The organism is Enterococcus sp. DIV0901a (assembly GCF_051711525.1).
Taxonomy (GTDB): Bacteria; Bacillota; Bacilli; order Lactobacillales; family Enterococcaceae; genus Enterococcus_B; species Enterococcus_B faecium.
On the sequence record NZ_JBIOMW010000003.1, the window covers coordinates 1 to 18,722 of the forward strand.

The window sequence follows — 18,722 nt, forward strand, 5'->3', positions numbered from 1 at the left end:
CGCTAAGCGAAGTAAAAGCCCTTCAAGGTGCTGATATTCAAGTGTTGGGGAAAACACAAATTACAACGGTATTATTTCAAGATAAAAATCTTGCTGTTCTTTCTCCTGAATCCGGAGAAGAAATTCAGTTACCAATCAAAGTAACTGACAAAGAAAAAAATTTATTTGAAATTCCAAAATTGAAATATGCTCCAAAATCTCTAAAAATAGGGGATACTTTTGGCTTAGCAAAAAAAGAGAATACCTATTTCGCATACAAAGAAAAATAAGCATAGTTTCATTGCTTATTATAACAAATTTTCCATAGAATGTTACGCTTTCATTCACAAAATATTGTTTTGGGATCATAATCGTTTATTACTTACGAGGGAACACCCCTCGTAAGATTTTTTTGTGAAAAGAAAGGAGTAAAAATGAAATTAGTTTCCACTAGTAAATAACTAGCAAATCTCAATTACTTCCATAAGAAAGTAACTGAAATTTGTTAGTTATTTTTCTGTTTAAGTGAACTTCACACTCATTTTCATGGATTTTTTCTATCAGAATTTCTCTCACATACTTCTTGTCGATCTTGCAAAAGAAATATCACAAAACCAACTAGTCCCAAAAAATTAAAAAAATACCCATTTATATAATCATCCGTTCTTTCCTTGTTTTTTGTTGATATATATGGATAACTGCATTTGCTAAATCGACTTGTCGCTGTCTCCAATTGTTTGGATCTCGATACCATTTCCTAAATTCATAACTCATTTCAAGATAAGGACTAGCGAAAATCTCTTCAAACATTGTTGCGAGTCCTTCTTCATCTGACTCAGCTACAACAAACAAATATAAATCTGAAAATGTCATGCCTTTTGAAAGATACTCTGCAAAATATTCGATTCTTTTTTGTACAAAACTTGGAATTTTAGTTTCATTTAATTCTTTCACTTTGAAAAATTTCATTGTCTATTCCTCCGTTTACTGTTCTTTATCTGCTACAAAAGCAATAATTTCAAGACCTACAATGTAGTCACCTAACTCTTCCCATACATCTTCCACTAACAATTCGTCCCCTTCGTCATTTGTCAGGGTCATTTTGAACCACTTATTACCTTCATCATCTTCAGGAAGTACTCCAAACCCGATTGGGTTATCAGTCAATGGCTGATAATACTCTAACGCTAGAACATCTAAACCTTTACAGTTGCCACCTCTTCTAAACGTCACAAACCCTTTGTAATCCCATCGTTGAAAAGTAACTTTAACAGTATGTGTTCCCCATCGAATATTGGGATCATAATTTTTCATTTGTTGTAACCTCCTCATAATCAGTTAGTTCTACAAAGCTATCCTTATTTTTGTTCAAAAATTCTAATAAATCTTGTATAGAAAATAGCTCTTCATCGGCTTGTCCATAGTAGATACCTTCGATAATTGCGGCTATATCTGAAAAACTAATTTTTACTGGACATTTGTCGTCTACCGCATTCAATACCGACAAAATTGCTTCTTTTTCTGCAATCTCTCGTTTGAATTTCTTTGGAGCTAATTGCATGACACTCAAGTCGTTTTCAAGCTTTTCAATCCATGAAATTTTACTCATTTTTACGAATGTTTGAATCATCCTTTTTCCACCTCTGCTATCTCCCAAAAATGGGAGTAATTTCTCTCTATATATCAGCAAGATAGCAATAACAGTTGTCTTACGCCTTAATCAAATATTGACGCGACATCCCTTCTTCCAATTGGTAATAGATCTTCACTCGTTCAAACCGTTTCAAAAGACCGAAAAAACAACGCTTTTCTTTAGGCGAAAAATTCGCAATATATTGACTTACTGGAAGCTTTCGATCCTTCCTCTTCTTGATCTCAGCTAAAATATCTTTCTCGAAACGACGAATCATTTTTTGCTCTTCTTGTAAATTGAACTTCCGACTAAACCCATCGACTAGAGGGTGATAATTATAACTTGTTTTCATACAATCTCTTCTTTTCTAGAAAGAACAAGAAGTACTAATGGCTCAAAGATTTTTTTCGCAAGAATCCATTCATTGGCTTCTTTTTTGCTTGGACAGGAATAATACACACGTCCGGTATATTTCCCTATAACCTTTACCATAGGCATTCACTCCTTCTCTTAATTACTTGTCTCGAAATGCTTGACGTATAACATATTCGTTATTGATTATTCGCTCTAAAGAGTCACAAGGATAAATTCTCTTGTTGTTTTTCTTTTGGTCTTCTTCTACGATCCACTGAAGTTTTTGAATCGTTTCCTCAGTGACCGCAATCTTGATCCTTTTTTTCTTTGTTCCCATATTCAGGTGTCCCCTTCTCTATTAGTAGGTGTCCCCTCTATTTTTCTAAACCTAAGCAGTTCGTAATTTCAATATTCGTACAACCTGCCCGTTTTGAGTGACATAATTTGGAGGAATCGCCTGACTTCTTGATAATTCAGCCAACAACTGGCGATAACGCCTTTCTGACCACTTATGTTTCCTCTTTTGCAGAGAAACATATTCAGCCATTGAAATTTCCTTGCGTTTTCCCGATTCTAAAAAGCAAATCAATCGTTGAATTTCCGTCATTTGGACGCCCCCTAGTAAAAATTTCTCTTGTTTACAAGTAAATCGTAAATCAAATAAAAGTTAGTGTTCGTTGTTAAGTAAAACGATAACTCGGCATATTAGGTAAATGCTCAACCTGTGAACCACAAATCACTCGAAATGTACCAAGTATCAGAAATCCTTCTGCTAACAGATAGTTACCGAGGTAACCCTTACCTGCGCTACTTATTTCTCCGCAATTTGCCCTCACAAAATCATCCCAAAGGGTCACTACACCTTCAGGTACTGTCTTTCTTTGAACACAATCGTAGATTAGACAGCGAGAATATCTACGACTGGTAAGAAAACATTCTTATCTCCTTCTAAATCTTTTCAACCTCCTCATTTAGAAACCAGACGGTTTTCTTACACCCTTAAACTGTGTTCTTTTTATTCAGTTTTCAAGGATCAGGGCGTTCACAAGCAAAGCGATTTACTTGCAAACAAGAAAAATCTTTCCGTTCTTACATGTGTTTTGCCTTATAAGGTTTCTCTAGAAACAAGAGACATCCTCGTTTCTTTTTACGCTTCGCAATCACTTGATGATTCACACCCACAACAGTTCGAGTAGAACGGTAAAGCAAAGAAATTGGTCGGATTTGCTTTGTTTGACGATTAATAAACCGTCCGTCCCCTAAATTAGCCCAAATACTGTTGTTATATAGCTTGATCGTAATTGCTTGACGCTTCAGATCCTCTACTGTACAAAATCTTTCAGACATGTTTAAACTCCTCTAAAAGTATGAACTTATTGCTCAACTTGTTGTCGAACAATGCAGAACCAAACAAAAAAAGAGAGAGACTAGCTACTACCTTCAAAGATAATAACAGTCTCTCTCTTTATGCCATCAGAGCCTTCTTTACAACACTATAATAATATACGCACTGTACCCAATAAAATTAGATACACTACTCCATAAACTTTTAATAAAACTAATACAAGTACAAAAGACATGATTGTTCATTACTACAAATTTATGGTATTATTGTTCACGTTGCAGGAAGACCCTGCGGCAAAAAGGAGCAGCACCGTTATCTAGGTCTTAACGGTCGGGGTAGAAATCTATGACCCTAGGAAGAGGTGAGAGCCTTTCTAGGCGAGATTTCTAAACCACTCCTTTTTTTGTTGGGCTCTACATTGCACAACAACATATCGCAACAAAAAAAGTATATTCACTTTTAAATTTCAAATTAATTTTTTCTAAAAGAACAATATCATATTCATTTCTAAAATACAAACAAATTCATTAACTAAATTACATTGAATCAATAACTTCCTTGAAATAACAATGTTTTTAATCCAAAAAATCTATTCATACTTTACAAAATATTCTATTCTCTTTTAAAAATCATTATTTTTTTAAATACCTCCCTCCTAATTCTAAGCTAAGAAGTACTTCTATTCGTATCCTATCACAACTTTCTAAAAAAATAAAAACACCAAAAATAACAACGTTTGTTCTTTTTTAAAAAACTTTTCGTTATAAAATTTAAACAATATATAATTTTTTTAGCCAGATTTTAGAAATTAAAAAAACAAAAATATACCCAGCCACTCTCTTTATCATTCTCTCTCTTATTAACGATTTTGAAACCAAAACCAACGATTATGATTTTATCGAATAAATTTCTAATAACAATTTTAAATAATTTAAAATAAATCATTACATTTGTAACAAATGTAACATACTAAAATTTATCAAAAATTACTCTAAACGTTTTTTCACTTTCTTCCCCTTCTTGAATCCTACACGTTCACGATAGCGATAATAATCATCTTGTAGTTTTAACAATTCCTCATAGATCTCCCCCATATTACGACTAGAAGCCAAAGATAAAGCATAAATAAATGACGCAGGCAACGTCTCTACCGAACGCTCTCTTGTTACCCAACTAGCCACCGTCCCTTGATTAAACCCATAAAGCTCACAGAATTGTTCTACTGGCATACTCAAATACCGCAAAATATACACATTCACTGCATGAGAATACACATACAACTTCATAGCCATAAAAACCCCTCCTTCAGATAAACAAACATCATTACAAACGTAATAATAGCAGAGAATCCTTAAATAAACAGAAAGAAAAATACCTGCATATTCAGAAGCACTGGAACAACTAAACACCAAAAGAAAACTAGAGAAGTATCAAAGATATATTGTAAAAGGCAATTGACGTCTTTTATTTTTTCAACCTGTATCGACCTCGAATAGCCTGATTTCTTGGACTTCTTTCTCAGGGATTAGCTGTTGAATGGTGCTTGTCCATTCATCGATGGTTAGCTTAAACTGCGCAATGATTCCTTGAATAAAGGCTTCTTTTTCTTCTTTCTTCGCTTGGATCAAGCTTGCGACTAATACCCGTACTGAAGCAAGTAAAAGTCCGCCGCCACGCCCTTTTTTGACATGGTAGAACACTTTGTGTTCTTGTTTTAAGGCACTTAATGCACGATCCAAACTTCTTAGTGGCATATTTAATTGTTCTGCCAATTCTTTTTTAGACAGTTTCAAATAAGGCATACGAAGATCACTTTTTTCGCTCAAATAACGCATGATATCTTCTTGCCATTCATGTTTATGACTATATTCTCGTTGCTCACGTGGTTTCTTGAACTTCCACCACCCACGACGTTGGATAAACAACTCGCTTTCTTGAATGTCTGAAGCGATCCATTCTTGGCATAATTCCAAAATAAAGTCACGATTGGCGGCTTGATAATTGCCAGAATACGCACTTTTGACAATCTTTCGCACTTCGCCTTCAGACAACGGCTCATTTAAGCGTTCGTTAAACTCAAACATGTTATACTCACAGGTTTCTTGTCCGTAACCAGAAGAATAATAAGCCAAAGAGAGTGTAAAAATCACGTTATTCCGTCCTAAACGACCTTCTCTCCCGATAATATCTGCTTTTCGTAGCAACAAATCAAACCAAGGCTCATCGACTTGGCGATACTCTTTTTTCTCGGGAAAAACAATCAATTTCGCGTTTCTTTCTGCTTCATTTTTTTGGTTAGACGCCATTTTCATTGACCAATTCAACCAATCAGAAAAAGAATATTGATTTTCTAGCTCACAAAATACGATATTTTGTTTGTTTGGGAATCGAGCAATCCCAAAATGGTTACAACCTACATCGATACCTGGTAACTGATTAGCTAATTGTGTCCGAATCGTTGTAGAAATACGTTTCGCTACTTCAATGACTTTAAAATTACTCTTTTTCGTCACATAAGCAGGTGTTTGCAACACAAAGTAAACTTGATAGCCATGATCCGATTCTAAAATCATTGTTGGCATATACCCTAATTCATCTACACAAGCTAAGAAAATCTCTCCTTGATGGTTTTCTTTGGAATCGATATCTACCACAAAAGTATTGATTTGACTTAAATTCTTTTCTGAGTGTCCTTTGACAACTGAACGATTTTCGTCTGCATAAGTCCCATAGCGATAAACGTTTGGTGTCCAATGGGTCAGTTTTGACTGATTTTCTAAAATCGCTTCTTCAGACGTAATAACCATGCCACGCCCTGCGTTCATCAATTGTTTACTGCGGTACGCAAAGACTGCACCATTCCTGCTGGTATTCTCATACCCGACAGGCTTCATGGTGCTGTTTCGATATTTGTATGTACGAATGCCTTGTTTCAACAACGCTGCATAGCATTGATCTAAGTTTTCCATCCTAAAATTTCCTCCGAATTGTATTAAAAAAGAGAACACATGCCAATTTTAAAAATGGTTCTGTGTTCTCTTCCAATATTCGGCTTAAATTCCTAGAAAAACCTAGAAAAATGTCGCTTTATCTATTGAACTGCTCGCTCTAAATGTGCTATAATTTAAGCACATTTGTAAAACAACTAAGTGGTTTGCGAGACCACTTAATTATTTATTGAGACGAGCGCGAACACATGAGTGCGTTTCATGTGATTCAGAAATAATTGATCCGACCAAAGTCAATTATTTCCGTCTCTCTTTTTTTATGTATTTTTCAATTATCAGAATAACTCACTTAAAAAAAAATGTAAATAGCTTTTTTTTTAGCTTTAAATGCTTTTGCACTTTTACACATTTACACTTTTACACTTTTGTAAAAAACAGTTTGACAACCCCGAATAGCATGATATAATCATGTTGTATTTTACACATTTACACTTTTACACTTTTGTAAAAGGACACATAAAGTTGGGAGGAATTTATATGAATATATTTGAAAAATATCAGTTGGCACAAAAAGTAAGAAAAATTACTGTAGGAAATGAAAAAGGTGGTGTAGGTAAAACATCAATTATTCGTCTAATTCCATTTATTCTTTCAGAAATGGGATTTAAATGTCTCATCATTGATAAAGATACTCAATCTAACACAACTAAGTCTTTATATGTCACTAGATCTCTATACCACGAAGAAGAAGTTACAATATTTAAAAAAACTCTTATGCGTGGTATTGCTGATGGAGATTTATCTGATTTAATAGTAAATGTAAAAGAGAATTTAGACTTTATTCCTTCTTCTTTAGACTTTGCTAGTTTTCCAACTTTTTTAAGCAAAAAGTTTGGTTTGGTAGACAAAACTGATAAAGACTATATCCCAGTGACAAAATCAAAATATGAATATTTCAAGTCATTAGTTGACGAAGTATCAAAAGATTATGATTTTGTTTTCTTCGATACTCCACCAACTATATCAGATTATACTCAAGCTGCTGCCTATGCTTCTGACTATATTCTAATCGCATTTCAAACTCAATCTGATAGTCTCGATGGTGCTAAAAGCTATGTTCAAAACACTTTAAAACCATTAGTAGAAGATTTAGATGCAGAAATCGAAGTAATGGGAATTTTACCAAATCAAGTTACAAAAAACGGAAGTATTGATAATAAAGTAATTGATGACGCAAAAGAACTTTTTGGAGAAGAGAATATATTTAAAAATATAATTCCTTATTCAAAAGCAATTCAAAATATACCGAGAAATGGTATTACTCGTGAAGGATATTGGAATGAAAAAATGTTTAAAAATGTATTTGAGCCTATTACTGATGAATTTTTAAGAAGAATTTCAGCAATGGAGGAAATTTAATATGGCAAACTTACTAGGAGGAAAAAATAAAAAAACTTCAAAAACAATTATCAAACAAAATAATGAGTATAAACAAGATATTTCCCCTCAAGAACCTTATACAGGTTACAGTGAAGAAATTGAAAAAAAATACTTGAAAGATGATAGAGGAACTATCCGTATTCCAAATGAAAACAAACTAGAATTTGATGCTTTATTAAGTATTCAAGAAGACTTTCAATATAGTTATGAGCTTTTTGCTGAACTTGTATATGATAGAGTAAAAAGATTATCCAAAGAAGAACATCAGGAATATTTGGATCAACTTGCTAGATTGAAGAAAAAACACATTCAAAAAGAAATAAAAAAGGCTGAAAAAAAAGCAAAGAATAAAAAAGTGTAAAAGTGCAAATGTGTACATTTACACTTTTTAAATCCTTGATAAATAAGTCTTTCTAACCAATTAAAAAATATTTTTGCACAAATATATTTGTGTACTTTTGTAAATTTACACATTTACACTAATTAACACTACTATATATTTTTTTCTTATTAAGTTTTTCAATATAATATAGCATTTAAAAAGTACACAAGTGTAATTTTACACTTAGCAAACTACAACCTCATATTTGCAACTTCTACATTACTTTGCTATACTTTGAATAAGAAAAAGGAGCTATGCTCAAACATAGCCCCCATGTAGAACCGTTAAAAAGACGGTGACTACGATATAAATAGTATTTTAACCATCTAAACGCCGGTCAAAGTGTCAGATGGTTATTTTTTTGGTCTTTATGGTCAATTATCAGCAAAACTAACGTCGCAAAAGCGATCATCAGTTGAATTGCTTCAAACGTTGACACGTGCTACTCCCTTCTAGGGATAAAGCTATGAACCATAGGCATCACCCCTTTTTCAAGAGATTAGCCACCATCTTTTCACTTTTCTACTGTTCAATTATAGCATATCTAATCGTTCATGACATTGCTATTCATTAACGAACAACAACGGCATATTTACGAGCATTATAGATATTCTCGAATGTTGTACGACTCATCCAATAAGAGCCACTGATCGGATCAGATACATGTACCTGATTACTTCCTTTATTGTAACCGTCAAGTGTCACTGCATGGTTATTATTCGCTGCCACACCAAAGCTCCAATTCCCCCAACGTATTGGCTGGAAATTAATCGTAACCCAAGCTACAACAGGATTGCCGTTCTTCACTTCATTAAGTAACGTATTCATAGAACTTCCTGAAATGTTCTGTACATTCCCATATTTTTGTCCCCATGTAGTCAGTGGGGCAGGGTAAATAGCAGAATACGTCCATGAATTTTCGACAAATGGACTGCCGACAAATCCATTATTGGGATTTCCATTTGGTGACTTAGGAATCGTATTTAAGAATTGTGTCAAACTCCAATTGGTTAACTTGCCTTTATATTGCAAAGCCTGCAAGAGAGAAGCTCCTTCACAACCGCTAGGCGCACCTAACGCATACTGATTATAGTTTTTCACACCCAATAATTTATAATCATCGTTGCTTTGCTGACCATTTCCAACTGCATACCAACCTACACCTTCGTATTTCCAGCCTTGTTTGGTAATCACGCGCTTTTCATTCTCATCTAGCGTATAATGATGCCAGTTGACTTTTTTATTGTACAAACGACTGACTGGAATCCCATTTACTCCTTTGTACGAATACCAACCGATCCCTTCATATGTCCAACCTTGTTTGGTAATACTGTCTCGCTCTTTCGCATTTAATGTGTAGAAATGCTCCCCATTATAGCGATTGTACAAGCGATAAACTGGATCACCACTTGTGGGCGCCTGCCAACCAATTCCTTCGTAGTTCCAACCAATTTTTCTCAAATGATCTCGCTCTCCAGTATCTCGTGTGTAAAAATGCTCACCACTATTGGGATTAAATAGACGATACATAGGGATCGTTTTAACCGCAGCTCTTGAACTACGACTCATTGAACCATCCATTAATTCTTCTTTTGGCGCTTGTGTTGCATTTGCTTCACTTTGTCCTGCTTTTTCTGGTGCTTCCAGTGTGACTTCTTGTCCATTAATGATTGCAGTTTGCGGTTGTTCTACATTACTTGTCTCGTCAGTAGTAATTGTTTCCATTACAGATTGTATCTCACTGGTCACTTGTGTATCTTCAGTAGAACTCGTCGTTGATTCAGTAGTGACTGTCGAACCTCCTATATTTATTTCCTCTGCAGATACATTTACTCCCATACTAACACTCGTTAGTACACTAAAACTTGCCAATAAATAGAGATAACGTTTCATTTTTTCCTCCTAAACAAATTATTCTCATAAGAAAATTATATCGAATGAAAAAGCGCATTCAATATTTAAATCCCAAAAAATAAAAAAAACTTCTGTTCTACATAGAACAGAAGACTGCAAAAAGTATTTAAAAGTAAGGATTAGGAACAACGATAGAACATCGTTGTTCTTACATTTTATCAAATCAATTCTAAACATTCAATATTAGCGATCTATCTATAAAACAGCATGATTATTATTAATCTCTGCTTAGTTATGTTAAAACTTTTTCTATGTCTTTTTTATTCCAACTTACATCAATAATTATAAAATTCTTGAAATCTTTAGAAGTGACAATTTCTAAAGACGTTTTTTCATCCAATTTCACAGTTTTTGTTTTCATCATTCTTTATTTTCCTTCCAGTTTATCTAAGTAACGATAAATTGTTGTTCTAGAAACATTCCATCGTTCTGCAATTGTTTTAATGGGTGTTCCACTATCAACTAGAGTCTTTAATAATTCTAAGTCTTGTGCTTTTAATTTTTCAGGACGTCCTCCAAATCGCCCTCTTGCACGTGCGGCAGCACGTCCAGCTGCTGATCGTTCCAAGATCAAATTACGTTCAAATTCTGCAAATGCCGCAAACAAATGAAACATAAGTTGTCCCGTAGAGCTAGATTTATCCATCGTAATATTTTCTTGAAGACTATGAAAACTCACACCGCGTTCATTCAATCGATTGACGATTGAAATCAAATCTTCCATATTTCTTCCCAAACGGTCTAAACGCCAAACAACAAGTGTATCTCCAGAACGAACAAAATCGATGGCCATTTCTAATCCTGGTCGATTACTTTTTGCTCCGCTCATATGATCGGTAAAAATTTTTTCACAACCAAATTTATTTAAACTATCTTCCTGTAAATCTAAATTTTGCAATCCGGTTGATACCCGGGCGTATCCTATTTTCACAAAAATCACTCCTTCATTAATTTTATTGTAACATAACTTTATCCATATAGTTTAACTGAACATAGATTTTATTATGGGTTTATGAACATAAAATGAGTTGATTTTTTGAAAAATAAAGTAAAAAATGAAAGTGTCCATAAAGGGACGATTTTATGAACACTAAAAAACAAATTAATCAAATTATATTAGTGTCATTTTTCTAGATAAATGGCATAAATTTTCAACGCTAAGTGACAAAAGCAACTAATTTTTCATAATAGATTTTTAAATATCTCAATCTATCTCCAAAATTAGTTGCTTTTGTAGCTATAGTTGACTATGAATATGACAAATAATTAGAAAAAACTGTGCCAATTAAATATAAAAATGACAAACTAACCACTTATTAGATTTTAAATGCGTTAGAATCTTCATATATCAACTAATTAGAATAAAAAAAGCAAAGTAACTAATGAAAATCCATTAGTTACTTTGCTTTTTATTAAAAATTTTCAATCGTTAAATTACTAAAGTTTTTTAGACCACTAGCAAGACAGATACAAAATAATGAATGAATTGAAAGTTATTGTTCCAATTCTCTTTTTAATTGAGGAAAATCATTAAGTAATTCAAATAAAATACTAAAGTTTGAGAGAAAACTCACATCCTTATTAGGATTTTCTGAATTATTCATTCCATATAATATTTTTAATCTTTTGAAAACTTCCTTCATGCTTTCATTTTCTGCATATTTACTTTCTAGAGATAAATCTGAGAGATAAATAATGTAATACATATTTATATATATATCATTCCATGAGAATGTATCTATATTTTTTTGTCTCCCGTTGTATCCTTTATAAGTATATGATTTTTCAACTGATTCCAGTGCAATGTTTATAAGCATTTCATTTATTTTTTCATTCAAATCCAACTCTTTTAGTTCTTTTAATTCAATTATTTTATATACCAGCAATTCCTGAAAGAAATAATTGAATTTTTCTTTTAAAGCAGCTGGAAAAACGGGGTCTAATTTATAAGGCTCTGATAGAACATCTATGAAATTACCTATTTTTTCTTTTAATATTAGATTATCTTGCATTTTAATAAATCTAATTATTTTATCAATCATCCGATTATCTAGTCGTAATATTGAATCACTTCTATCTCTGTTCCATTGCAAACATGCTACATCTATGTTATTAATTACAAAAATAGAAAATAAAGCTAATTCAGGATCAGAATTAAGCAGATTATACATTTCTAGTCGATGATTCTCAAATAAGTGATTAAATACTTCTTCAGTATGCAGAGTGTAAATATCATCGGGACGAGGATTAAAAAAACTTCTATAAAAAATACTAAGAATTTCTATCTTTTCTTTTTCTGTTAATAAATAAAAAGACTCTTCGATTACTCTTAATCTATTTTCAGGAATATCCCCAGATTGCTTATACCATTCGGTAATTTCTTGGTAATTTTTTAAAAAGCTTTCCTTGTTTTCGCCTATTCTAGTCCTATGTGCATATTCTATTATGAATTCCCATAAAGATTGCAATTGTGCTAAAGTGATTTGATTTGTTTTATCATGCACTGCATCATTTCTAATATTTTTAAAGTATAAAAGCTTAGTTCTATCCCCATCGTTCAGCCTTAATATATTAGTATCGGTATTTTCATTTAAAGCACTAATAAGAGCATTTTCCCATTTATCAACATCGATTAGATTTTTGTTTAACCCTCTCCACTTGTTTTCAATCTTTGCTTTATATTTTTCTTCTGTCTCATTTTCTTTCTTTTCTATTATACTGAAATAAGGATTTTCATTATAATTTATTATATTTTGTCTTATTTGTTGTAAAAAGCCTACATACGAAGTAATGTACGATGATCTATACGCTCCTATTGAATAGGTCATAAAAGACTCTTCAAATAAATAAGACACCTTATTAAAGTAGGGACTATTCAAAATTTTTTCTTTAGTATTGTTTATAAATTCCATTTACTCCACCCTTACTTAATTTTTAAATTAATGGATTATATTTGTTAATTAAGACTCAAGTAAAAATATGAAATCGGTTCAATCTCTGTGAATTTTTAAGTTATTTTATCTTATTTTTCTCTCTCAATTTACTAGTGATTCCGTATTTCATTCTGTACCTTCTAAATGTTCTTCGATTAATTCCTGTTTGCTCTTCTACTTCTTTATCTGTAGATCCAGCTAAAAATAATTTAAATGCTAATTGCAGACGTTTATCATCTTCTCTATACTTTGGCTTCCCACCTTTATATTTTCCTTTTGCTTTAGCAAGCGCAATTCTCTGTTGCTGCGTTTCACGAATATATCGACGTTCTTCTTCAGCCTGGTATTTATATAATTCAATAATTAAATTATTAAGTAATCGACGCAAATTATCATCAGTTATCCCTGTTAATGCTGGTAAATTCAAAACTTCCAGAGTCGCTTTCTTTAGCTGAATCAAATTCATCGTTTCTGTTAGCTCTTTATTATTTCGTCCAAGACGTTTTAATTCTGTTACAACGACAATATCACCTTCACGTATGAATTGCATCATTTCTTGAAATCCTTCACGATTGGTATCTTTCCCACTTGCCTTATCAGTAAAAATTTTATCACACTTTGATAACAATTCTAACTGTCGATCTAAATTTTGATCAATACTGCTTACTCGAGCATATCCAATTTTAGCCATAGAAAAAACTCCTTTAAAATTCAAAAACTTGGATCATTTTTAAAATCCTGTTGCCCAACTCTGCTGACCCCTTAGAAATCCAAGTGTCATTTTTCTAGATAAATGGCATAAATTTTCAGCGCTAAGTGACAAAAGCAACTAATTTTTCATGATAAATTTTTAAATATCTCAATCTATCTCCAAAATTAGTTGCTTTTGTAGCTATAGTTGACTATGAATATGACAAATAATTAGAAAAAACTGTGCCAATTAAATATAAAAATGACAAATATTGAAAAATCTGGTTTTCTAGTGTGTGATTAGGGTGTATTTTAAATAGTTGCAGAAAGTAGGTAAAAATTTTGAGAGTTGCATACATACGTGTCTCATCGATCGATCAAAATGAACAACGGCAAATTGAAGAAATGAAAAAGTTCGGCGCAGAAAAAATTTTTATTGAGAAACAATCTGGAGCAACGATTACTCATCGACCAATTTTCCAAGAAACTTTAGAATTTGTCCGAGAACAAGATGTTTTTATCATGGAAGCCATCGACCGACTTGGAAGAAATTATGACGAGATCATTGAATCGGTCAATTACCTTAAAAAGAAAAATGTGCAGCTAATCATCACTAGTTTACCAATCATGGCTGAAGCAATTGGAAATCCACTCCTGGATAAATTCATCAAAGACTTAATCATTCAAATCTTGGCTATGATTGCAGAGCAGGAACGTACAGAGTCTAAACGACGCCATGCACAAGGAATTAAGATTGCTAAAGCAAATGGAGTCTATAAAGGACGACCTAAATTATACAGTGCTAACGCAAAAGATCCTCAACGTCGCTTAGTGTATAAAAACATCGTTGAAGATCTCAAAAAAGGCATTGCTATTTCAAAAATTTCGAAAGAATACAATGTTACTAGACAAACAGTATATCGAATCAAAAACGATCTGAAATCGATTACAGAATAGGAGATAAACAAAAAAGGACTGGAAACATCCAATCCTCTAAATACAAACTAAAGTACTACGCCCCAATTTGATAACCTTATTATGGCTCTATACTTTTTGATGTTGGTGAACTTCACCAACATCTTTTTTGTATAAAAAAAATATAGAAAAGATACCCTGAAATCCTTTAGAATTAATTTGGCTACCAATTCATAGGAGGATTCAAGATGTCTCATACTCAGCTTATCAAAGATACCCTAAATATTCTAGACCTAAATATCTATTTCGAGGAAAATTGTTTAACTAAAGAAAAATACAAAGGGCAAATTTGCTTGATTTACAAAGGAACTCTTCTGTACAAGCCAGAAGAGTGTTCCCATTGTCTTTGTGTCGTCCCCTCTAGGATCATTCGTTGGGGGACGACAACCGTTCGGTTGTTACTGAATGATGTGTCTGAGTATCGCACTTATCTGGAGCTGAAGAAACAACGATTTAAATGTAAGTCTTGCCAAAGAACATTCGTAGCGGATACCTCTGTTGCTGAAAAACACTGTTTCATTAGTCAAAAAGTTCGTTGGTCTGTCATTGCTCGCTTAAAAGAGAATACTTCCATGACGGAAATCGCTCGTCAGAAAAATATTTCCACTTCTTCGGTCTATCGTGTCATGAAGCGATTCTACCGCCCATTGAATCCTTTCAAACAGACTTTGCCAAAGGTCTTATGCTTTGATGAATTCAAATCGGTTCGAAGTGTTGCCAGTGCAATGAGTTTTATCATGATGGACGGACAAAGCCATGCATTATTGGATATTGTCGAAAATCGACGCTTGCCTTATTTAGAACGCTATTTTTCTCGGTTTTCATTAGCGACTCGTGAAGCCGTTCAATTGATTGTTATTGATATGTATGCGCCTTATGTTTCGTTGGTGAAAAAGCTTTTCCCGAATGCTCAGTTGATCATCGATCGTTTCCACATCGTCCAACATATTGGCAGAACTTTCTTGAATCATCGAGTGAAAGAAACCACGGTACGACTTAAAGGAAATTCCCACTCTCAACGAGGGTTAGGGAAAAAATTGAAGCGCTATTGGAAACTCCTACAAAAAGAAGAAGCAAAGTTAAACTATGAAAAACGGGTTTGGCGTGCCAGTTTTAAAGATTATTTGACTGAAAGTGAGATTGCCGATCGACTGTTAGCTGCTTGTCCCAACTTACGCCAAGGCTATCAGTTATACCAAGACATTCTTTATGCGGTAAAGAAAAGAGATCAGTCACTATTTGAGGATTGTTTAACTAGAGACATTAGCGGTCTGCCAGAAACCTATACAACCACTTTACGAACGTTTAAAAAGTTTCTGCCACAGATCCAAAATGCGCTTCACTACAGCTATTCAAACGGACCATTGGAATGCTTAAACAACCACATCAAAGTATTAAAACGCAATGCGTACGGCTTTCGCAACTTTTACAATTTCAAACTACGAATTATGATTCGTCATGGCAAAACATTTTTAACCAAATAAACAGAACAGAAAGAGGTTTTCTTCTTTCTGTTCTGTCCAAATTATTCTAAGATTTCTCTTTACCAACATCATTTGACAAAGAGCCCTTATTATTAGTTTACTATTTTCAAAGAATCATACCAATTATCAGGAAATCCAATTCTATAGGTATTAGCTGAATATAGTTCTATACGTTGCATCAATTTATTTAAAAAAATATTCCAACGCTCTTGTTCGTGTTTAGGAAGAATTAAATAAAAATTCTTCATTGTTAATAGCCCAGCAAAAAATGTATGTTTTATTTTATCAATTTCTTTTTGATCATTTTTTAATTCTTCGGGAAATTGTTCAAAATCCCTTCCAGTAAATTGTGGATTATAATTAAACATTTTCCCATAGAATCTGGAACAATGTGCTCCTGAGTTTCTCAAAAACTGAATTGTTTTAATCCATTCTACAATCCATCTATCATTAATATCACTTATAAAATACTTAACCCATTTTTTTCTTATAGATCGATCAAGATAAGTTACAAATGTAGCAATATCACCTAAAGTCAGATGCTCTACTAGTACCCAGACTGGAATTTGACCACCATAATATTCAACATGGTGCCTAATACTTGGGTCTTTATCTTGCTTGGATTCAAGAAAGTCTGCGAAATGAGCTAACATCTCATCACATTTACCATTATTTACATATTTTTCTTTAAATATCGAATAGTCTAGATATACTAACGCTTCGTCTTTAGTCGGATTACCGATTAATCGTTTATAGTTTGTTGCTAAAAAATAAGCTAACGAAGTTTTTAAAGCTATTTCTATTGGAGGAATCAATCGATTCACTGACTCTCTCAAAAAATTATCAAACCTGTATAGATTTAAAAGACTTGTAAAACTAGAATCTTCATTATCCAAGTATCTTGAAAACACAGAAAGACGATAATAATTTGTTGTTTTAAATATGTTTAAAGCTTCTAATTCTTCTTCTTTAGTGAAAGTGACATTATGAAGTTTTAAATTATTAGGCATATCTTCAATTAATGCAGGTTTCTTAAGCTGGTTATTTCCCTTATTTTTTAATTTTGGACTAGTAAGTTTGATTGGAAATTTACTTCCATCTATAAAAATCTCGTCAAACTCACTAACATTATAAGTTTTAAACGGTTTTTTTATATCTTTGGAACTAAATGTTTTTCTTTGATTATTCGTCATATATTATACCTTTACAAAAAAAATAGGCCTTACCTGGTACGCTTCATCGATAGGCGCGGTAAGACTCGCTTGTCTATAATATACTAATTTGTCTATTATTTGTCAATACTTTACACTTAATAATATTAGATTTCAAAAAAACTATTACTCCCTTTTGTTAATCTCCCAAGAAGTCAAATATTTATAAAAAACATAACGGCAAAACTATTTATAATTAATAGTTTTGCCGTTATGTTTTTCTTGTACAAAATCTTATTTATTTATTTTTCTTATTGTAAACGGACGTTTACGATTTTCTTGTTGCTTTTGATTAGAAGTTACAATATTCTCTTCCTTTGGTATAGTGATATAGTCTGTCTTTTTGAACCCTTTCGCAACTTTTTTCAAAAAAAATGGTTTAAATTTCGGTTGAGTGAAAGTTACTTCTTTATTCAATTCTGTCGGTTTATAGACTTGAATAATTAATACATGAAACTTTTTACCTTTAACAGAAAAGATCACAATATCTCCTATGCCAATTTTCTTATAGACAGTTGGTGGTGCTTTAAAATAAACCTTTTGTTTGGTTTTGTGTAAAGTCTTATCTTTTAACTCCAAAAATAGCCCTTCAAAAATTGTCTTTTTATTTATGAATCGTATTTTAGGTACTCCTTCTCCTTTTCGCACAGGAAGAACGCCAGAATTTTCGTTAAAGATTTTACTAATGATCGCAGTATACTCATTTTCTTCTTCTTCAGATCTACCTGTAATTATATTTTTTACATAAACCAATTGACCATCTTTAGAATACACAAGCATTCCCTTTTGAATCTCTTTTTCTAATTTTTCAGCTACACGAAAAGTAAATATCTTATTTTTTAAGTAGACAGAATCATTGATCCTTCCATGTGCTGGTTGAACATGAACAGCTTCTACTAACAACTTATTCACTTCCTCTTCATTGAATATATTAGCAAATTACCAAATGATATACTATGAATAAAATAAAAAAAGCTATGCGTAAACATAGCTCCTAAATTTGCTTCAGAAACAGACAAAAAATGCTATCGTAAACTTACTACGTCTTGAGTATAACATCTATACATCAAATAAAAAAGATAGGTACTGCCTGAAACTTCATTAACGGACAGTACCTAAAAAGTCTATAGTATGGACGTTTAACAATATTATTTTATCAAAAAAACTTATCATTTCAACATATATAATTATCTAAATATTCTTCATTGAATGCTCATATTTTATTGATTGTTCTTCTACAATATATTCATCCCACAAACAAAACAAGTAAGTCATTGTTCCTCCAGATAAAATAACTTTCCATTCAATGGATAAAAAGCTAATCCAAATACCTACTGTTAATATAAGCATTGCTAAATTACAATTGATTTTATTCATAATTGATTTCTCTCCATTCTTTTGTTAGAATGGACATATATTGCCATATGTTTTGGG

General features: G+C 32.6%; 24 protein-coding genes and 1 pseudogene. 5 read left to right on the forward strand and 20 right to left on the reverse strand.

What is annotated here, in order from left to right; all coding sequences use genetic code 11:
- Window positions 1-269 (forward strand): annotated as a pseudogene (locus tag IGL70_RS13820) (hypothetical protein); the annotation flags it as partial.
- Between the two features lie 358 nt (window positions 270-627).
- Here IGL70_RS13820 and IGL70_RS13825 read toward each other — a convergent pair.
- The 11 genes from IGL70_RS13825 to IGL70_RS13875 all read right to left on the reverse strand — a co-directional run bounded on the left by IGL70_RS13825 (window position 628) and on the right by IGL70_RS13875 (window position 6,280).
- Window positions 628-948: a hypothetical protein gene (locus IGL70_RS13825; RefSeq protein WP_113844085.1), complete on the reverse strand. Its 321-nt coding sequence runs from the start codon at window positions 946-948 to the stop codon at window positions 628-630.
- Between the two features lie 15 nt (window positions 949-963).
- On the reverse strand, window positions 964-1,293 hold the full coding sequence (locus IGL70_RS13830) for a DUF5406 family protein (RefSeq protein WP_104889591.1): 330 nt from the start codon (window positions 1,291-1,293) through the stop codon (window positions 964-966).
- Window positions 1,280-1,609, reverse strand: coding sequence for a hypothetical protein (locus IGL70_RS13835; RefSeq protein ID WP_104889590.1), 330 nt, complete (start codon window positions 1,607-1,609; stop codon window positions 1,280-1,282). Before IGL70_RS13835 ends, IGL70_RS13830 begins: the two co-directional genes overlap by 14 nt.
- 79 nt (window positions 1,610-1,688) lie before the next feature.
- Window positions 1,689-1,964: a hypothetical protein gene (locus IGL70_RS13840; protein ID WP_104888027.1), complete on the reverse strand. Its 276-nt coding sequence runs from the start codon at window positions 1,962-1,964 to the stop codon at window positions 1,689-1,691.
- On the reverse strand, window positions 1,961-2,104 hold the full coding sequence (locus tag IGL70_RS13845; protein ID WP_164978338.1) for a hypothetical protein: 144 nt from the start codon (window positions 2,102-2,104) through the stop codon (window positions 1,961-1,963). Before IGL70_RS13845 ends, IGL70_RS13840 begins: the two co-directional genes overlap by 4 nt.
- Window positions 2,105-2,126: 22 nt before the next feature.
- A complete protein-coding gene (locus IGL70_RS13850) occupies window positions 2,127-2,303 on the reverse strand; it encodes a hypothetical protein (RefSeq protein WP_104888028.1) in 177 nt (58 codons plus the stop codon).
- Between the two features lie 51 nt (window positions 2,304-2,354).
- Complete coding sequence (locus IGL70_RS13855) at window positions 2,355-2,573, reverse strand: hypothetical protein (RefSeq protein ID WP_096710568.1); 219 nt, start codon at window positions 2,571-2,573, stop codon at window positions 2,355-2,357.
- Window positions 2,574-2,646: 73 nt separating this feature from the next.
- A complete protein-coding gene (locus IGL70_RS13860; protein ID WP_162781606.1) occupies window positions 2,647-2,802 on the reverse strand; it encodes a hypothetical protein in 156 nt (51 codons plus the stop codon).
- Between the two features lie 253 nt (window positions 2,803-3,055).
- Window positions 3,056-3,313: a hypothetical protein gene (locus tag IGL70_RS13865; RefSeq protein ID WP_113844068.1), complete on the reverse strand. Its 258-nt coding sequence runs from the start codon at window positions 3,311-3,313 to the stop codon at window positions 3,056-3,058.
- Between the two features lie 984 nt (window positions 3,314-4,297).
- The gene (locus IGL70_RS13870; RefSeq protein ID WP_096710576.1) at window positions 4,298-4,603 is read right to left on the reverse strand and encodes a type III secretion system protein PrgN; all 306 of its coding nucleotides are present in this window, start codon (window positions 4,601-4,603) and stop codon (window positions 4,298-4,300) included.
- Window positions 4,604-4,783: 180 nt separating this feature from the next.
- Window positions 4,784-6,280, reverse strand: a complete 1,497-nt coding sequence (locus tag IGL70_RS13875; protein ID WP_113844067.1) for a primase C-terminal domain-containing protein — start codon at window positions 6,278-6,280, stop codon at window positions 4,784-4,786.
- 516 nt (window positions 6,281-6,796) lie between these two features.
- On the opposite strand from IGL70_RS13875, the gene IGL70_RS13880 reads away from it, so the two are divergent.
- Together IGL70_RS13880 and IGL70_RS13885 are read left to right on the forward strand one after the other, a co-directional pair.
- The gene (locus IGL70_RS13880; protein ID WP_113844066.1) at window positions 6,797-7,678 is read left to right on the forward strand and encodes a ParA family protein; all 882 of its coding nucleotides are present in this window, start codon (window positions 6,797-6,799) and stop codon (window positions 7,676-7,678) included.
- A 1-nt stretch (window position 7,679) separates the two neighbouring features.
- A complete protein-coding gene (locus tag IGL70_RS13885) occupies window positions 7,680-8,060 on the forward strand; it encodes a replication-associated protein (RefSeq protein ID WP_113844065.1) in 381 nt (126 codons plus the stop codon).
- Window positions 8,061-8,418: 358 nt separating this feature from the next.
- Here IGL70_RS13885 and IGL70_RS13890 read toward each other — a convergent pair whose 3' ends face one another.
- The 6 genes from IGL70_RS13890 to IGL70_RS13915 form a co-directional block, all read right to left on the reverse strand.
- Window positions 8,419-8,520: a putative holin-like toxin gene (locus IGL70_RS13890; protein WP_219621936.1), complete on the reverse strand. Its 102-nt coding sequence runs from the start codon at window positions 8,518-8,520 to the stop codon at window positions 8,419-8,421.
- Between the two features lie 131 nt (window positions 8,521-8,651).
- A complete protein-coding gene (locus IGL70_RS13895; RefSeq protein ID WP_113844064.1) occupies window positions 8,652-9,974 on the reverse strand; it encodes a C39 family peptidase in 1,323 nt (440 codons plus the stop codon).
- 253 nt (window positions 9,975-10,227) lie between these two features.
- Window positions 10,228-10,359 carry a hypothetical protein gene (locus IGL70_RS13900; protein WP_257971829.1) on the reverse strand — a complete coding sequence of 44 codons (132 nt, stop codon included), beginning with the start codon at window positions 10,357-10,359 and terminating at the stop codon, window positions 10,228-10,230.
- A gap of 3 nt (window positions 10,360-10,362) precedes the next feature.
- Complete coding sequence (locus IGL70_RS13905) at window positions 10,363-10,926, reverse strand: recombinase family protein (protein WP_104876446.1); 564 nt, start codon at window positions 10,924-10,926, stop codon at window positions 10,363-10,365.
- Window positions 10,927-11,488: 562 nt separating this feature from the next.
- The gene (locus IGL70_RS13910; protein WP_113844063.1) at window positions 11,489-12,907 is read right to left on the reverse strand and encodes a hypothetical protein; all 1,419 of its coding nucleotides are present in this window, start codon (window positions 12,905-12,907) and stop codon (window positions 11,489-11,491) included.
- Window positions 12,908-13,007: 100 nt separating this feature from the next.
- Entirely contained in the window at window positions 13,008-13,619 is a 612-nt protein-coding gene (locus IGL70_RS13915) for a recombinase family protein (protein WP_104880694.1), read from the reverse strand.
- Between the two features lie 341 nt (window positions 13,620-13,960).
- On the opposite strand from IGL70_RS13915, the gene IGL70_RS13920 reads away from it, so the two are divergent.
- On the forward strand, window positions 13,961-14,575 hold the full coding sequence (locus IGL70_RS13920; protein ID WP_104880687.1) for a recombinase family protein: 615 nt from the start codon (window positions 13,961-13,963) through the stop codon (window positions 14,573-14,575).
- A gap of 206 nt (window positions 14,576-14,781) precedes the next feature.
- Window positions 14,782-16,077: an ISL3 family transposase gene (locus IGL70_RS13925; protein ID WP_002296623.1), complete on the forward strand. Its 1,296-nt coding sequence runs from the start codon at window positions 14,782-14,784 to the stop codon at window positions 16,075-16,077.
- Between the two features lie 92 nt (window positions 16,078-16,169).
- Here the strand turns inward: IGL70_RS13925 and IGL70_RS13930 are convergent, their stop codons facing one another.
- The 3 genes from IGL70_RS13930 to IGL70_RS13940 all read right to left on the reverse strand — a co-directional run bounded on the left by IGL70_RS13930 (window position 16,170) and on the right by IGL70_RS13940 (window position 18,665).
- The gene (locus tag IGL70_RS13930) at window positions 16,170-17,270 is read right to left on the reverse strand and encodes an Abi family protein (protein ID WP_104880686.1); all 1,101 of its coding nucleotides are present in this window, start codon (window positions 17,268-17,270) and stop codon (window positions 16,170-16,172) included.
- A gap of 252 nt (window positions 17,271-17,522) precedes the next feature.
- Complete coding sequence (locus IGL70_RS13935; RefSeq protein ID WP_240187490.1) at window positions 17,523-18,200, reverse strand: hypothetical protein; 678 nt, start codon at window positions 18,198-18,200, stop codon at window positions 17,523-17,525.
- 279 nt (window positions 18,201-18,479) lie between these two features.
- Complete coding sequence (locus IGL70_RS13940) at window positions 18,480-18,665, reverse strand: hypothetical protein (protein ID WP_104880700.1); 186 nt, start codon at window positions 18,663-18,665, stop codon at window positions 18,480-18,482.
- Window positions 18,666-18,722: the final 57 nt, after the last annotated feature.

What these genes read in the sequence shown, in the direction of transcription:
- IGL70_RS13885 (WP_113844065.1), top strand. Translation starts at nt 7,680, where the DNA reads ATGGCAAACTTACTAGGAGGAAAAAATAAAAAAACTTCAAAAACAATT.
- IGL70_RS13925 (WP_002296623.1), top strand. Translation starts at nt 14,782, where the DNA reads ATGTCTCATACTCAGCTTATCAAAGATACCCTAAATATTCTAGACCTA.
- IGL70_RS13900 (WP_257971829.1), bottom strand. Translation starts at nt 10,359, where the DNA reads ATGATGAAAACAAAAACTGTGAAATTGGATGAAAAAACGTCTTTAGAA.
- IGL70_RS13835 (WP_104889590.1), bottom strand. Translation starts at nt 1,609, where the DNA reads ATGATTCAAACATTCGTAAAAATGAGTAAAATTTCATGGATTGAAAAG.
- IGL70_RS13825 (WP_113844085.1), bottom strand. Translation starts at nt 948, where the DNA reads ATGAAATTTTTCAAAGTGAAAGAATTAAATGAAACTAAAATTCCAAGT.
- IGL70_RS13830 (WP_104889591.1), bottom strand. Translation starts at nt 1,293, where the DNA reads ATGAAAAATTATGATCCCAATATTCGATGGGGAACACATACTGTTAAA.
- IGL70_RS13870 (WP_096710576.1), bottom strand. Translation starts at nt 4,603, where the DNA reads ATGGCTATGAAGTTGTATGTGTATTCTCATGCAGTGAATGTGTATATT.
- IGL70_RS13930 (WP_104880686.1), bottom strand. Translation starts at nt 17,270, where the DNA reads ATGACGAATAATCAAAGAAAAACATTTAGTTCCAAAGATATAAAAAAA.
- IGL70_RS13910 (WP_113844063.1), bottom strand. Translation starts at nt 12,907, where the DNA reads ATGGAATTTATAAACAATACTAAAGAAAAAATTTTGAATAGTCCCTAC.
- IGL70_RS13850 (WP_104888028.1), bottom strand. Translation starts at nt 2,303, where the DNA reads ATGGGAACAAAGAAAAAAAGGATCAAGATTGCGGTCACTGAGGAAACG.
- IGL70_RS13845 (WP_164978338.1), bottom strand. Translation starts at nt 2,104, where the DNA reads ATGGTAAAGGTTATAGGGAAATATACCGGACGTGTGTATTATTCCTGT.
- IGL70_RS13840 (WP_104888027.1), bottom strand. Translation starts at nt 1,964, where the DNA reads ATGAAAACAAGTTATAATTATCACCCTCTAGTCGATGGGTTTAGTCGG.
- IGL70_RS13875 (WP_113844067.1), bottom strand. Translation starts at nt 6,280, where the DNA reads ATGGAAAACTTAGATCAATGCTATGCAGCGTTGTTGAAACAAGGCATT.
- IGL70_RS13865 (WP_113844068.1), bottom strand. Translation starts at nt 3,313, where the DNA reads ATGTCTGAAAGATTTTGTACAGTAGAGGATCTGAAGCGTCAAGCAATT.
- IGL70_RS13940 (WP_104880700.1), bottom strand. Translation starts at nt 18,665, where the DNA reads ATGAATAAAATCAATTGTAATTTAGCAATGCTTATATTAACAGTAGGT.
- IGL70_RS13880 (WP_113844066.1), top strand. Translation starts at nt 6,797, where the DNA reads ATGAATATATTTGAAAAATATCAGTTGGCACAAAAAGTAAGAAAAATT.
- IGL70_RS13895 (WP_113844064.1), bottom strand. Translation starts at nt 9,974, where the DNA reads ATGAAACGTTATCTCTATTTATTGGCAAGTTTTAGTGTACTAACGAGT.
- IGL70_RS13915 (WP_104880694.1), bottom strand. Translation starts at nt 13,619, where the DNA reads ATGGCTAAAATTGGATATGCTCGAGTAAGCAGTATTGATCAAAATTTA.
- IGL70_RS13855 (WP_096710568.1), bottom strand. Translation starts at nt 2,573, where the DNA reads ATGACGGAAATTCAACGATTGATTTGCTTTTTAGAATCGGGAAAACGC.